The organism is Streptosporangium sp. NPDC000396 (assembly GCF_042898655.1).
In the GTDB taxonomy this organism is placed as follows: Bacteria; Actinomycetota; Actinomycetes; order Streptosporangiales; family Streptosporangiaceae; genus Streptosporangium.
Genome location: NZ_JBIAZA010000002.1, coordinates 187635 through 202230, shown reverse-complemented (window position 1 = coordinate 202230; position 14596 = coordinate 187635). Strand labels below are relative to the sequence as shown.

Annotated in this window: 13 protein-coding genes; 6 read left to right on the top strand and 7 right to left on the bottom strand. The window is 69.9% G+C overall.

From position 1 onward, the window contains the following. Positions 1–158: 158 nt before the first annotated feature. Complete coding sequence (locus tag ACFY2X_RS03365) at positions 159–2351, bottom strand: FtsX-like permease family protein (RefSeq protein WP_389932325.1); 2193 nt, start codon at positions 2349–2351, stop codon at positions 159–161. Next, the gene (locus tag ACFY2X_RS03360; protein ID WP_389931654.1) at positions 2351–3082 is read right to left on the bottom strand and encodes an ABC transporter ATP-binding protein; all 732 of its coding nucleotides are present in this window, start codon (positions 3080–3082) and stop codon (positions 2351–2353) included. The genes ACFY2X_RS03365 and ACFY2X_RS03360 overlap by 1 nt, the downstream gene beginning before the upstream one ends. Positions 3083–3179: 97 nt before the next feature. On the opposite strand from ACFY2X_RS03360, the gene ACFY2X_RS03355 reads away from it, so the two are divergent. Beyond that, positions 3180–3788, top strand: a complete 609-nt coding sequence (locus tag ACFY2X_RS03355) for a DNA-binding response regulator (protein ID WP_389931651.1) — start codon at positions 3180–3182, stop codon at positions 3786–3788. A 14-nt stretch (positions 3789–3802) separates the two neighbouring features. On the opposite strand, the gene ACFY2X_RS03350 is transcribed toward ACFY2X_RS03355, so the two are convergent. Further along, the gene (locus tag ACFY2X_RS03350) at positions 3803–5845 is read right to left on the bottom strand and encodes a histidine kinase (protein ID WP_389931649.1); all 2043 of its coding nucleotides are present in this window, start codon (positions 5843–5845) and stop codon (positions 3803–3805) included. Positions 5846–6053: 208 nt separating this feature from the next. Between ACFY2X_RS03350 and ACFY2X_RS03345 the strand changes: the two genes are divergently transcribed. Beyond that, the gene (locus tag ACFY2X_RS03345) at positions 6054–7064 is read left to right on the top strand and encodes a hypothetical protein (RefSeq protein WP_389931647.1); all 1011 of its coding nucleotides are present in this window, start codon (positions 6054–6056) and stop codon (positions 7062–7064) included. Between the two features lie 456 nt (positions 7065–7520). Here ACFY2X_RS03345 and ACFY2X_RS03340 read toward each other — a convergent pair whose 3' ends face one another. After that, positions 7521–8762 carry an FAD-dependent monooxygenase gene (locus ACFY2X_RS03340; protein WP_389931644.1) on the bottom strand — a complete coding sequence of 414 codons (1242 nt, stop codon included), beginning with the start codon at positions 8760–8762 and terminating at the stop codon, positions 7521–7523. Between the two features lie 93 nt (positions 8763–8855). Between ACFY2X_RS03340 and ACFY2X_RS03335 the strand changes: the two genes are divergently transcribed. Further along, entirely contained in the window at positions 8856–9572 is a 717-nt protein-coding gene (locus tag ACFY2X_RS03335) for a TetR/AcrR family transcriptional regulator (RefSeq protein WP_389931642.1), read from the top strand. Between the two features lie 121 nt (positions 9573–9693). On the opposite strand, the gene ACFY2X_RS03330 is transcribed toward ACFY2X_RS03335, so the two are convergent. Together ACFY2X_RS03330 and ACFY2X_RS03325 are read right to left on the bottom strand one after the other, a co-directional pair. Beyond that, positions 9694–10071 carry a YbaB/EbfC family nucleoid-associated protein gene (locus ACFY2X_RS03330; RefSeq protein WP_389931640.1) on the bottom strand — a complete coding sequence of 126 codons (378 nt, stop codon included), beginning with the start codon at positions 10069–10071 and terminating at the stop codon, positions 9694–9696. Between the two features lie 15 nt (positions 10072–10086). Further along, positions 10087–10476 carry a YbaB/EbfC family nucleoid-associated protein gene (locus ACFY2X_RS03325; protein WP_389931639.1) on the bottom strand — a complete coding sequence of 130 codons (390 nt, stop codon included), beginning with the start codon at positions 10474–10476 and terminating at the stop codon, positions 10087–10089. Positions 10477–10616: 140 nt separating this feature from the next. On the opposite strand from ACFY2X_RS03325, the gene ACFY2X_RS03320 reads away from it, so the two are divergent. The 3 genes from ACFY2X_RS03320 to ACFY2X_RS03310 are packed head-to-tail and all read left to right on the top strand — an operon-like array spanning position 10617 to position 12556. After that, on the top strand, positions 10617–10937 hold the full coding sequence (locus ACFY2X_RS03320) for a hypothetical protein (RefSeq protein ID WP_389931637.1): 321 nt from the start codon (positions 10617–10619) through the stop codon (positions 10935–10937). After that, entirely contained in the window at positions 10928–11875 is a 948-nt protein-coding gene (locus ACFY2X_RS03315; protein ID WP_389931635.1) for a hypothetical protein, read from the top strand. Before ACFY2X_RS03320 ends, ACFY2X_RS03315 begins: the two co-directional genes overlap by 10 nt. A gap of 9 nt (positions 11876–11884) precedes the next feature. Continuing rightward, the gene (locus tag ACFY2X_RS03310) at positions 11885–12556 is read left to right on the top strand and encodes a hypothetical protein (RefSeq protein WP_389931634.1); all 672 of its coding nucleotides are present in this window, start codon (positions 11885–11887) and stop codon (positions 12554–12556) included. A gap of 58 nt (positions 12557–12614) precedes the next feature. Here ACFY2X_RS03310 and ACFY2X_RS03305 read toward each other — a convergent pair whose 3' ends face one another. After that, positions 12615–13991, bottom strand: coding sequence for an MDR family MFS transporter (locus ACFY2X_RS03305; RefSeq protein WP_389931632.1), 1377 nt, complete (start codon positions 13989–13991; stop codon positions 12615–12617). Between the last annotated feature and the right edge of the window lie 605 nt (positions 13992–14596).

The window sequence follows — 14596 nt, the reverse complement described above, 5'->3', positions numbered from 1 at the left end:
AGGGCTGGTCTCACGGCTGGGTGTCGGCAAGAGCGCCGTCATCTCCGCGGGCCCGCACGGCTTCAGCCGCCATGACGTGCGTCAGGGCGGCTGGCCGTGCGGTCACACCTGGAGCATCCGGTCATGGCCGGGCATCCGCTGAAACACGTGGTCTGCCGTTACTCCCGGGAGGCCACCGCGTCCGCCGGGTGGCGGCGGAGGACGAGTCGGGCGGGGATGACGGTGGCGGCCAGGGCCAGTGCGGCCGCCGCGGCGATCACACAGGCGTAGGTGACCGGAGCGATGTACGGCACCGCCGAGCCGGTCATGCCCAGGCTGAAGGCGGACAGGGTGATCACCGCGATGGCGGTTCCGGTGACGGTGGCGATGAGCACCGCGGTCAGCGTCTCCAGCTTGAGCATGCGCAGCACCTGGCGCTTGGTCGTGCCCACCAGGCGCAGCAGGGCCAGCTCGCGCGAGCGTTCCGAGGTGGACATGGACAGCGTGTTCACCATCGCGATCATGGTGAACGCGATGATCAGGCCCATCGCCACGTAGTTCACCTCGGCATTGGCCGGCTTCGCGCTGATCTGCTGCTCGACGTGCTGCTTGAGCAGGGGGTACGGCAGGTGCAGGTCGCCGAAGGCCAGGCCGCGGCTGTAGATCGCGCTCACGGCCAGCGTGACCGGGGTGCCGTCGCCCAGCGTCATGCCCACCCGGTCGCCGGGCCGGACGCCGAGCCGCTCGGCGGCGGTGTCGCTGACGGCCATCCCCGCCGGGTCCAGCCTGCCGTCGACCACGCCCAGGTCCAGGGTCGGCCGCTGGGCGGCCTGCGCGCTGTACTTCTCCAACCCGATCCGCACCGAGGTGCGCAGGATCTCGGTCGGCGCCTTCACGCCCGCCTCGGCCTGCGCCGACGCGGCGTGCTCCATGGTGGTCTGGACGAAGAGGATGGTGCAGGCCATCGCGATCATCAGCGCCATGGGCACGACCACCGAGGCCAGACGCCTGGCGTTGGCACGCAGGCTGCGGGCCGCCAGGTAGCCGCTCTTGCGGCCGAGCTGAAGGGGAACGAGCGTGATGGCCGCCCGGGTCACCAGCGGGCCGAGGATGCTCAGCGCGAACACCCAGACCAGCGCGGTCAGCATGGTCACCGGGCTGGAGGCGGCCTCGACGCTCAGACCGGACAGGACCGCGGTCAGCGTCACCGCCCCGGCCAGCATGACCAGGCCGAGCAGGATCCTGATCCACGGCAGCCGCGCGGTGGGCCGGGCGGCCTCGCCCAGCGCCTCGACGGGACGGATCCGGGCGGTACGGCGGGCGGACAGCCGGGCCGCGGCCCATGCCGCGCCGACGGTGGCCAGCAGCGCGGCGAAGATCGGGAACGGGCTGACGACCAGGGGCAGGTTCTCGGGCATCGCGCCGAGCCGGACGAACTGGGCGCGGAGCCAGAACCCCAGCCCCAGCCCCGCCAGCGCGCCCAGCACTCCGGCCGCCGCGCTGACCATCAGCGCCTCGCCGCCGATGAGACTGCGGACCTGCTTCGGCGTGGCCGCCACCGCCCTCAGCAGGGCCAGCTCACGCTGCCGCTGCTGGATCGACAGGGCGAAGGTGCCCACCACGACCAGGATCGCCACCAGCAGCGAGGTGCCGCCCAGCGCGCCGCCCAGGGAGATCAGCTTGACCCGTGCCTGCTCGGCGTTCAGGAACTCGATCGGCCCGCGCTCGTCGCCGGTGTAGGCCAGCGCGTCCTTCATGGCGGGCAGCCGTACGGCGGGAAAGACCCCGATGGCGCTGACCTTGCTCTCGTGACCGGCCAGTCGCCGGGCCTCGGCGGTGCTGAAGAAGACGGTGTCCTGGCTGGGCAGCGCCTGCGCGGTCACGCCGACGACGGTGTGGGCGCCGAGCTTGTCGCCGGGCTTCAACGAGGACCGGGCGTCGACGACGACCTCGCGCGGCCCCGTGGGTGCCTTGCCCTGCGCGATCGTGAACGGGGTCAGCGCCGCCGACTCCCAGCCGTGCCCGACGGCCCCGCCGTGCACGAAGGTCACCTCGGGGATCACCTTCTTCACCCCGGGAACCTGCTCCAGCCGGGTCACGAGGGAGGCGGGGATCCACCGCCGGTCGGCCAGCGGCTTGGCCTTCTCCTTGGTCTCGCCGTCGCCCTTGTCGACGGTCTCGCGGACGAACTGGTCACCGGCGACGATCAGCGGGGTCGCCGCCCATCTCTCGGTGGCCACCTTCCCGCGCAGCCCGGTCTCCAGGAGCATGCCGCACGCGCAGACCAGGGCGGCGGCGCAGAACAGGGCCAGGAAGGCCCCGGCGAAGGCGGCCTTGCGGTGCCGCAGCGACTTCAGCGCGAAGGAGATCATCAGGCCCACGCCCCCAGGTTCGTCATGCGGGCCGCGACCTTGTCGGCGGTCGGCGCCGCCATGCTGTCGACGATTCGGCCGTCGGCGAGGAAGAGCACGGTGTCGGCGTAGGAGGCGGCCACCGGGTCGTGGGTGACCATCACGACGGTCTGGCCCATCGAGGAGACCACCTCGCGCAGCAGGCGCAGCACGTCGCGGGCGGTCATGGTGTCCAGCGCGCCGGTCGGCTCGTCGCCGAAGACCACCTCCGGCCGGGTCACCAGCGCCCGCGCGATCGCCACGCGCTGCTGCTGGCCGCCCGAGAGCTGGGCGGGCCGGTGCTCGGCGCGGCCCTCCAGACCGACACGCTTCAGGATCTCGGTGAGCCACGCCACGTCCACCTTCGCGCCGGCCAGGCGCAACGGAAGCGTGACGTTCTCCATCACGGTCAGCGAGGAGACCAGGTTGAACATCTGGAACACGAAGCCGATCCGCTGCCTGCGCAGTTCCGTCAGCTCGTTCTCGCCCATGCCCGACAGCTCGGTTCCGCCGAGCCGTACAGAGCCCGAGCTGGGCACGTCCAGCCCCGCCGCGCAGTGCAGGAAGGTGCTCTTACCCGAGCCGGACGGGCCCATCACGGCGGTGAAACTCCCGCGCGGGATGGACACCGACACCTCCCGCAGGGCGGCGACCGCGCCTTGTCCCTTGCCGTAGACCTTGCTCACGTTTTCGAGTCTCACCACGTCCGTCATGGCTTCTACTCTGCTGAGCTGCGGCTTCGCCAGCCAGAGATGTCGTCATGAGCTGGCCATGACGACATCATGATCCGGACACTGGTAGACATTTCTCGTGATTCGAGTGCTTCTTGCTGAAGATCAGCATGTCATCCGGAGCGCGCTGGCGACCCTCCTCGGGCTGGAGGAGGACCTGGAGATCGTCGACGCCGTCGACTCCGGTGACGCCGCCCTCGCCTCCGCCCGGGTCCACCGGCCCGACGTGGCGATCCTTGACATCGACATGCCGGGCACGCTCGACGGCCTGGCCGCCGCCGCGAAGCTGCGCGCCGAGCTGCCCGGCTGCCGCACGCTGATGCTGACCGCGTACGGCAAACCCGGCCACCTGCGCCGGGCTCTGGGCGCCCAGGTGGACGGGTTCCTCCTCAAGACCGCACCGCCCGAGGAACTGGTCGCGGCCATCCGCAGGGTGGCGGCCGGGGAAAGGATCCTCGATCCCTCCCTGGCCGTGACCGCCTGGGACCTGGCTGACAACCCGCTCACCGAGCGCGAGGTGGACGTGCTCAGGCTGCTCGCAGGCGGCGCCGAGGCCGCGGAGATAGCGTCCCGGCTGTTCCTGGGGGTGGGGACGGTGCGCAACTACCTCACGACCATCGTCACCAAGCTGAACGCCCGCAACCGGACGGACGCGGTGCGCATCGCCGGCGAGGCAGGTTGGATCTGAGGCGGTGCGTATCGCTAGCGAGGCAGGTTGGAGTTGAGCTCGAACCAGCCCTCCCGCACCGAGGTGGTCAGGGTGCCGGAGAGTACGGCCAGCCGGGTCGTCAGGTTGCCGATGCCTGAGGACCCGCGCCGTCCCCGGGCCTGCCGTACCCCGTCGTTGCGCACTCTGAGGAGTACCTCGCCGCCTGACATCGAGGTGACGATCTCCACGCGGCGGGCGGAGCTGTGCCGCAGGACGTTGGTGACCGCCTCGCGCAGGACCACGCTCAGCGTGGTCTCGGCCTCCACGGTCAGCTCTTCGTGCGAAAGGTCCAGGTGCACTTCGATGCCCGCCGTCTTGAGCACGGCCTGAGCCGAGTCGACCTCCTCGGTGAAGGAGAGGGTGTGGTGCTCGCCGGAGACCGCCCGGAGGTCGGCCTCGGCCTGCTCGGTCATCGTCAGGATCTGCCGCAGCTGCTCGGCCGGTTCGCCGAGGCGGCGGGCCAGCTCGCAGCTGAGCAGGATGGCGGCCAGACTGTGGCCGAGCAGGTCGTGCAGGTCGCGGGCGGCTCTCAGCCGCTCCTCGACCACCGCGGAGCGGGCCAGCTCTGCCCTGGCCTCCTCCAGTTCGCCGACCACCTGCGCCAGCCGGAGCAGGCCGTAGACGACCAGCCCGGTGACCACCGTGCTGATCGCGTAGTTGACCGTCATCGGGACCGGCAGGTCCAGCCGTACCCCGATCACCGCGACGGCGCCGGTGACGGCGGCGACCAGAGGCCAGGCGAGCGCCCAGTGGAAGGCCAGCGGCAACGGCCCGGCCAGGAACCCCGCCACGCCCAGCCAGGCCATGCCGAACGGGACGATCGGCGCGAAGGCGAGCAGGGCCATGACGGCCAGCGCCACCATGTGACGGCCGCGGGTCGAGCGCACCTGCAGATACACGACCAGGCCAAGGAGGGCGGCGGCAGCGAGCAGCTGCTCCGCCGGGAGCTTCAACAGGGCCTTGGCGCTGAACCCGGCCAGCACCACGGTCAGGAGCACGACCGCGAGCAGGTGCGCGTGCCGTCCGGCGGTGCTCTCCTGTTCCACGGCGGGCAGCGGGAGCGCGGCCTCGACGACCAGGCGGCCCCGAGACGTCAGGCCGGTGGTGAGCGAGCCGCCGGCGTCGGCGAAGCTGGAGGGCAGTTCGGCCAGGAAGCGGTCATCGGCGGTGGGGGCCCCGTCGCCGGTCACGCGCAGGCGCACCACCCCGCCTTCGGCCATCGTCTCGATCAGGCATTCCGACCCGGTCTCGACCACCTCGGTCACGGCCTCGCGCAGGACCGCGGCGAGCAGCGCCCCCGCGGGTCCCAGCGGCTCCGGGTGGGCGGCGCGCACCTCGAACCGCACCCCGGCGGTCGTGAGCATCGCCTTGGCGGTGGTGAGCTCGGGTGTGAGCGAGGTGGAACGGTAACCGGCCGCGGCCGAGCGCGCGCCCGCCAGGGCGGTGCGGGCGGTCGCGACCACCTCGGCGAGCAGTTCGCCCGTGTCCTGCGGGGCGGCCAGCGCCCTGCGGCAGCCGTCGGCGATCGCGGCCAGCCCGGCGCCGAGCCCGGCGTTCAGCTCGGCGGCGATCCGCAGCCGCTCCTCGGCGACCGCCGCGGCCGCCAGCGCGAGCCGGGCGGCCTGCATCTCCCCGGCCCGCTCGGTCAGCCGGGTGAGCCCGAAGATGACCAGCGAGATGAGTGCCGCGCTGATGGCCGCGTCCAGCGTGCCCAGCCAGGCCGCGACCGGGACGACCAGTACGGCGAGAGGCCGCCACCGGGTCAGGAGCAGGGAACCGCCCAGGAACCCGAGAAGCCCCACCGACAGGCCCAGGCCGAGCACACCGGCGAAGCAGACCACCCCCTGCGCCGCCACCAGCCACCAGGTGCGGTGGCGCGGCAGCTGCAGCAGGAAGGCCGGCAACGCCGCCAGCACGCCGTACGGCGTCGCCGCCGCGTAGATCGTGGCGAAGGCCGCGAAGACCGCCACGGCCGTGAGCCGCGCCATGAAAGCCTGCCCCGCGATGGCTGGGAGACCGGCTCGCAGGGATGCCACCCGCCCCCTCCACAACCGTAAGAAATCTCCCAAATCGGTCTTCTTGGTCACTGGTTGAGTATGACGCCTGGCCACCGCCGATCTCCTCGGCCACGCCGTCGTCGGGTTGAGGGAGAAACGGGCCCGATGTCTGGATCATGAGGAGGTCACATCTCGCAGGTGATCACGTCTCTGTTTCGGGACGCCTCCGGCCACCAGGCTTTCTTGCATGACGAACCTGCTCAGCCGCCCCCGAATCCCCCAGGAACTCCGCCGCGACCCGGGAACCGTCCCCTTGGGAACCGTTCACCGGCCCCTGGTGATCTGCTCCGTCGCCATGGCCGGGCTCGCCGTCCTGTGCGGGCTCGGACTGATGGTCGACGGGCGAACGCTTCTCGGGGAGCCGGTGTGGTTCAAGCCGTTGAAGTTCGCCGTCTCCTTCGGCATGTACGCCGCCACGTTGGCCTGGATGATGCACGGCGTTCAGCGCTGGCGCCGGACGCTGTGGTGGCTTGGGACGGTGGCGGCGGCCGGTTTTCTCCTCCCGGAGATCGGAGTGATCGTCTTCCAGGCCGCCCGCGGCGTGCCCAGCCACTTCAACTTCACCACCTCCCTGGATTCCACGCTGTTCGCCGTCATGGGCGGCGCCGCGTACCTGGGCTGGGCGCTGACCCTCGCCATGGGAGTGTTCCTGATGTTCCAGCGCCGGAGCGACCGGGCGCTGGCCTGGGCCGTCCCGCTCGGCATCCTGGTGTCGCTCGCCGGCATGTCGGTCGGCTACCTGATGACCAGCCCCACACCGGCCCAGGCCGAGGCACTCGACAGAGGGCTGCGCCTGGTGACGATCGGCGCGCACACCGTCGGCGCGCCCGACGACGGCGCCGGGATGCCGCTGACCGGCTGGTCCACGGTGGCGGGCGACCTGCGCGTCGCCCACTTCGTCGGGCTGCACGCCCTCCAGGCGCTGCCCCTGCTCGCCGTCGGCCTGCGCCTGCTGTCCCGCCGCATCGCCGCCCTGCGGGACGCGACGACCCGCACCGCCCTGGTGGTGGTGGCCGCTCTCGGCTACGCGGGGCTCATCGGCATCCTGGTCTGGCAGGCCCAGCGCGGCCAGTCGCTCATCGGTCTCGACGCCCGGATGCTGACGGACCTGCTCGTCCTCGCCGGCGCGACCTCCGCCGCGGCGCTGGTCATCCTGCTGGTACGAGCGGGTGTGTCCGGCCGATCCGCTCGACGATGACCGAGATCCGCCATGCGCCGCCGCCGCTTCGCCTGTTCGGCGACCCGGCGGCGGCAAAGCGATCAGGTGTCCGATCGGTCGTGACGACGTTTGCGTATCGTCCTGCTCGCCGCCCTCATCCGAAACCTCGGCTCTGCAGCAGGGCACGACCTCGGGGACGAGGGGGACGAGCCGGTTTCCGGCGGAGATCGACGCTGGGCTGCCACGCAAGGGGGTGCCGGTTCCGCCGATCATGCTCCCCGCTCTCTCGTCCGCCCACCCACGACTCCTCTTGCAGGGGCCCGCTGCGGAAGCACTAACGCCGCGAAAGGTCATGAAGTTCCGAAGGTCGTGAGTGACCGGCTTGGGCAGTCGACGGTGAGCGTCACGCTCGGCATCCACCCGCACTGCCTCCCGGCGACCCGGTGTGAAGCCGCCGTGAGGTTCGCCGTCATGAGCGGCGACGGCTCCCGTCAGTCAGGCGGCTGAGGTGTGGTCGTGGGCGGGCGCCTGGCCGGTATGGCGGGTGGGGGTGGGGAGGGTGATGGCGTTGGCGGCCCTGTGGATCGGTTGCACGAGTTTGGCGAGCATGCGGTCCTTGCCGGGCAGGCGGGCCATCAGGGACAGCATGACCATGGACACGCGGACCTGGATTCTGCTGGCCATCACCATGCGTTTGATGTTGGCGGGGCCCAGTTTCTGGTTTTCGCCGACGAACGGACGCATGCGCCGTTCGTAGGCGTCGAAGGCGGCCGTGTGGTCGCCGCCCGCGGCGGCCAGTTCCGTCGCGAGGACGTAGGCGCCGACCAGGGCGAGGCTGGTGCCCTGCCCGGAGGCGGGGGAGGCGCAGTGGGCGGCGTCGCCCAGCAGCACGACGCGTCCGGCGGACCAGCGGTCCATGTGGACCTGGCTGAGGGAGTCGAACAGGAAGTCGGGGGAGTCGCTGACGGCCCGCAGCAGGCGGGGGAGCTCCCAGCCCTCTCCCGCGTACGCGGCGGTCAGGAGGCGCTCCTGCTCGGCGCGGTCGCGGTGGTCGTAGGAGAGCGGCTCGGAGGAGAACAGGAACATGGCCCGGGCGCCTGCCTCGCGTGCGGTGCTGTAGGTCAGCGCGGTACGGCCGGGGCCGACGTAGGTGAGCTCCTCGCGGTCGAGGCCGAGATGGTTGGGCACGGAGAAGACCGAGACGTAGTAACCCATGTCGCGGACGAACTGATCGTCGGGGCCGAAGGCCAGGGCCCGGGTCGTGGAGCGCAGCCCGTCGGCCCCCACCACCAGGTCGAACAACTCGGTCCGTCCGCCGGCGAAGGTGACCTGCACTCCGTCGGAGGTGGGGGTGAGGGCGGCGATGGAGTCGCCGAAGCGGTAGTCCACATCCTGGGCGGTCAGCTCGTACAGCAGCTGATGCAACTCGCCGCGCAGGACTTCGGCGTCGTCGTGCTCGCGCCCGCCGAAGGTGTCGCCGTCCATGGAGGCCACCCGCCTGCCCGCGGCGTCGACGACCGAGCCGGTCCGCACTTCTGTGCGCATCCCGCGCACCCGCTCGGTCAGATCCATCCATTCGATCACCTGGAGGGCCGCGCCCCGGATGTCGACCTTGTAGCCACCCGCCCGGATCGCGGGCGCACGCTCCACCAAGGTGACGCCGAAGCCGTAGCGGTGGAGCCAATGAGCGAGGGTGACGCCCGCGATGCCGGCGCCGGAGATGAGCACGTTCTTCACAGCTGTCCTTCAACCAACGATTAAACTGTATCCCGCAGATACTGATTACGATAGACACAGTTAGAGTTGTTGGGCAACCGGCTGGAGATGAACATGGGCGAAACCGATCAAAACGGGCTCCTCGCGCTTCTGTGGGGCACGTCCCGGGAACCGACCCGGGGCCCGAAACCCACGCTCACCGTGGAGCGCATCGCGCGAACGGCCGTGGAGATCGCCGACGCCGAAGGGATCGACGCGGTGTCGATGCAGCGCGTGGCCACCGCCGTCGGCGTCACGAAGATGGCCTTGTATCGCTACGTCGCGGGCAAGGACCAGTTGGTCGCCGTCATGGTCGAGGAAGCGTGGAGTGACCCGCCGGACCTGGCGCCCATCGCCGCCGGCTGGCGGCCCAGAGTCGAGGAGTTCGCCCGCCGCCTGGAGGAGACGTGGGGACGGCATCCCTGGCTGCCCTGGGTCACCCTCGGCGACCGCGTCATGGGCCCGCGCGAAGCCGCCTGGGCGGAATGTGCCATCACGGCGCTGGCCGACACCCCGCTGACCAATCAGGAGCGCATGGACGCCGCCTTCCTGATCTTCGGGCACATCCGCAACACCCAGTCCACCAACACCGCGGGCACCCAGCCCTGGAACGCCGGTAATGCCCGGCCCGCCCTGGAGCGACTGCTCCGCGAACACGCCTCCCGCTACCCGGCCCTCATCGCCACCCTGGACTCTCCCGCCCCCGGCCACGCCGATGCGACCGGACGCCGCTTCGGCCTCACCCGCATCCTCGACGGCCTCCAGGTCCTCATCACCGACCGCTCCCCCTGAGACCGGCGGAAGCCGTTGGGGTGAGGGAGTGGGCGACGAAACCACAAAGGACCCGGCTCATCGAGCCGGGCCCTTTACCCACGTCCGAGGGGCGAGTTGAACCATTCCGCAGGATGAGCGGTCAGCTCCACTGGCTCAGCATGTCCTCGAGACGGGCGTTCGCCTCCGCCGGGTCATAGCCCGGCAGTGCTTCGCGCAGGAGGTCATGGATCTGGCGCTGGGCGTCCGTGCATGCCTCGCGCACCGCCGCCAGTGTCTCCTCCGCCAGTTCGAGGCTCGGCAGGCGCGTCGCGCGGGGTCCATAGACGATCTGGAGGACCCGTCCGTCCGCGTCCACTACCGCCTTGACCTGGCGCGATGGCGCCTCGCCCGTTCCGGTGATCTGGTCGAGCTCCTCTTGGGCCGTCTCCAGCCAGGCGAGCATCGACTCGCCCTGCCGACCGGCCTCGTCGAGGTCCCGCTCCCTGATGTTGGCGGGGTCGTACCGATGCTCGTACACACTTGCCTCTCGGATCTAGAGAAGATCGCGGGCCGCCTGCTCCACCCGCTCGCGCACGAAGGCCTCGTCCAGCGGCTCGGGCAGGGCCGGGGTGTTGTCCGAGAACTCGTCCGCGATCTCCTGGGCCTTGCGCTCCGCGTCCGCCTGCGCCGCGCGGAGCACCGCCGCCACCTCCCGGCCAAGGGCTTCCTCCCCGAGGCGCAGCGCCCGAGGGTCGATGCGCAGGCGTGTCAGGCCGCCCTGGCCGTCGGCGGCGGCCTCCACCAGCCCGTCCTGGCTCTGGGCCTGGCCTTCCAGCTGCCGGATCGCGGCCCGCGCCTCCTGGAGATCACGCATGATGCTCTGGCCCTTGGCGAAGTAGTCGGCCAGGTATTCGGCGTCGTCTTCGGGCGCAGGTGACGGCATGTCAACCTCCGGCAGTGCGATCAGATGAACAATCGCGGCATAGTCTAAACGCCACTGAAACGATCTTAACGATGAGATGTAGATCTCATATACGTGAAGTGTTGCTAAGGCTGACATACAGGCCTATATGGTCATTCAGCATGACGGGACTTGAGATCACTTCTGGCGCGGTGGAGCAGCAAGCCGCGCGGATCAGGACCCACGGTGAGGACTACGGAGCCGCGCCCGGCAGTCTCCGGGCACGCGGCGACGGCGTGTCCTCCTGGGGAGACTGCGGCCTGTTCTCCACGATCACCAGCGTCTACGCCGAATGCCGCGAGACGTCGATGGCCGTGCTCGACGAGCTCCACACGGCGATCGGCAGCACCGGCGACGGCCTGTACGAGACGGTCAAAAACATCCGGGACGTTGAGGCAGCCAACACTGCGGCCGCTGAGGAACTCGGTCGGCAATGGCTGTGACCCTCCCCCCGGAGGCCGCCGGGATGATGTCGATGCTCGGCCCCTGGCCGGGCTTCAACGAGGACGACGCCAGGTCGGAACGCGACGCCGCGCGTACCGCCCATGCCGCCACGGTCGGCGCGTCCGGAGAGACAGACTCGGCGGTCCGCGGCGTGCAGCAGGTCTACCGCGGCCAGGCCGCCACCAGCGTGGCGAACTACTGGGACAGGACCGGTGCGCAGGACGGCCACATCGCCCAGGCCAACGCCGCGACGAGGTTGACACCCGTGGCGCTCGAAGGCACCGCCTCGGTGGTGTCCGGGGTGAAGGTCGCGGCGGGCACACAGGCGGTGTTCGCCTCGGTGGAGGTCGCCAAGTTGCTGGCGTTCGGCGGGGTGGTCGGGGCGACGGCCGCCACCACGCGGGTGCTCCTGAGGCGCCGGATAGTCGGGAGTATTCTGCGCGAGGGGAGTGAGGGCACCGGCAAGGTGCTGGCGCCGTTGGTACGGCGCAAGATCACCGAACCGATGCGCCGTATCCTGGACAATCTCAGGCTCCCCGGCGGCCCGATGGGCCCGCGCCCGCTCGCGGCCGGCCCTCACGGCGGAATCCCGTTGCGGCCCACGGGCCTGAGGCCGCCGTCCGGCCCCCGTTCCGTCGAGGACGGCATCGCCCGGATGGGCCGCGGGAACAACAGATCCGGGGGCGGCGGCCGGGGCGGCGGAGGCGGCGGAGGGGGCCGCAGGTGGGGCAGCAAAGACCGGACCGGTAAGTTCCACGGCGACATCCCCCAGAGCACGAGGGGCATGTCGGCTGCGGAAAAGGAGAAGCTCAAGAAAGACCTGGAAGACAGCATCGAGACGCGGGAGAAGGAGCAGCAGCGACTGGGCTACGAAGTCGGCCATGAAGAAAGACTGAGTCGGGAAAAGTCGGCCCTGAGGCGGCTCTTTGGGAGGTAGTGAAAGCTGATGGAGACGCAAACAGGCGACGACCTGATCGAGCGCATCCGCACGTGTTCGGCCGAAGACAACGTCGTGGGCCCGGCAGCCAACGATCTGCTGAGCGAGTTTTTCGCGGGCTACCCCGTGGAGAACCTCGGCAGGCTTCTCCACAGCGGTGACGAGAAGGTCGTGCGGACGGGAGCCTGGCTGCTGTCGGAGCTGGGCGATCTCGCCGTTCCGCTGATGGGAGAGGTTCCCGCCCTCCTCGCCCACCCCCTCCGCCAGGTCCGGTTCTTCACGATCGAAGTCGTGCTGGTGAACGGCGACGCCCAGGACGGGCCCGTCCTCGCCCAGGTGCTGACCTTGAGCCGGGACCCCGACGCCGCCGTCCGCTGGAAGGTCCTCGGGTTCCTGGCCGCCGCCTCGCCCGAGCAGCTGGCGGCCGGCGCGGAACACCTGGAAGACGTTCAGCTCAAGGAATTGACCGAGTGGCTGGTCCGCCTGGAGACCGAGGAGTTCGACCCGCGTGACGTCGTCGCCCGGCTCGAAGGCGACGACCGAGTGGCCCGGCTGTTCGCCGCGGCGGCCGCCGTGCGCCTGTCCGACGAGGAGGACACGAACCTTTTGGCGCACGCGGCCACCGTGGAGGACGAGGAGATCCGCTCGTTCGCTCTGGAGCAGCTCGACAAGTTCCAGTGAGGCCGTCACGCCGGCGCCGGAGGCATGGCCTTCGGCGCCGGCTTCGTCGACCGGGTCCCTAGTGTTCGCCGGCGTTGTTCGCCCGGGCCGGTAGGAGCAGGGCGGTGATGACCACGGCCACGGACAGCACCGCGCCGATGATGAAGGCCAGCCGCATGCCGTCGAGGTTGGCGAGCGCCGCGGTGACTCCCGCGGACTTCAGGGCATCGGCCCGCGCGCCCATCACGGTGATCACGAGCGCGGTGCCGAAGGCCGCGGCGACCTGCTGCAGCGTGCTCAGGATCGAGCTGCCGTGAGAGTAGAGCTGCGGGGGAACTGCTCCGAGCCCGAGGGTGAACACCGGGGTGAAGGTCGCGGCCAGACCCACCATCAGCAGCGCGTGCAGACCGAGGAGCTGCCAGTACGGCATGGTCATCGTGATCTGGGTGAAGCCGACGAGCGCGAGCATGATCCCGATCGCGCCGGGGATGACCAGAACCCGGCCGCCGAACCGGTCGAACAGGCGGCCGACGGTCGGACCGAGCAGACCCATCGCCAGGCCGCCCGGCATCACGAGAAGTCCGGTCTCCAGAGGGCTGAGTCCGCGGATGTTCTGCAGGTACAGCGGCAGCAACATCATCGAGCCGAGCATCGACATGAAGGCGACCGACATCATGATCAGCGCGACCGTGTAGGTGCGGTGGCGAAGGGTGCGCAGGTCCAACAGCGGCACGCCGCGCTTCTGCAACGACAGCTGGCGGAAGACGAAGACGGCGATAGTGATCAGGCCGGCCGCCACGAATCCGGCGGCAACGCGGACGTCACTGCCCTTGAACTGGCTGAGCCCGTAGACCAGGCCGCCGAAGCCGGCGGCGGCGGTCACCACGCTGAACCAGTCGATGGTGCTGAACCGGGGCTCTCCGACGTTCTTGAGCTGCTTCAGGCCGAGCCATGTGATCACGGCGGCGATGGGGAGCACCACGACGAACAGCAGCCGCCAGATCTCGAATTGGAGGATCGCTCCCGAGACCGTGGGGCCCATTGCGGGCGCGACCGAGATGGCCAGCGTGACGTTGCCCATCACCCGGCCCCGGTCCGTCTCGGGCACCACCTGCATCAGCGTGGTCATCAGCAGCGGCATCATCACGGCCGTTCCGGAGGCCTGGATGATTCGGGCGCCCAGCAGCACCTCGAACGTCGGTGCGGCGGCGGCCACCGCCGTGCCGAGCAGGAACAAACCCATCGCGGTGGTGTACGCGCTGCGGGTGGACACCCGCTGCAGGAACCATCCGGTGATCGGGATGACCGCGGCCATGGTCAGCATGAAGGCGGTCGAGAGCCACTGCGCGGTCTGCTCGGTGATGTGCAGTGCCTTCATCAGCTCTGGGATCGCATTGATCAACAACGTCTCGTTGAGGATGACAACGAATGTGGCGAGCACCAGCAGCCGGATCACGGGCGGGGTGCGGCCTGAAACGGGGGCCGCGGATTTGGCAGGTGAGTCAAGCTGTGGGCTGGGCACGGCACCTCGATCGGGGTTGTCGAACATAACGCGGTCATGGCTGGTGTCCCAGCCTTGGGTCTCACAAGCAGTCGTGGTCATGTACAGACTGCCTGACACCACCGACAAAACTCATAGACCGCACCCAGCATTCCGGCAAACGATGCGAAATGTCACCTGATTTTCACCGGCGACGGGCGATGATCCACAGATCGTGCAAGAGAGGAATCCCGTGTCGTTCCATGGCCTGAGGTGAACACCTCGCTCCCCACACGCCCCGAGAGCTGGGCCACAACGGCAGCGAGCACCACGAACAGGGAACAGCCATCGATCCCGTCGAGAAGGTCAGCGGCAACGTCGCGATGACGCGCAGGCACTTCGGTATCAGCCGGCAGGCGCACTACACCTGGCACCGTCCCTACCAGGCCGAGGGCGTCGAGGGCCTGCACGCCTGCTTGGAGGACGACATCACGGCGTGAATCGATACCTGGGACACCGACCCGAAACCCTTCGTCTGGACCAAGACCGCCGACGAGATCCTCAACTGCCTGGCCGACTAC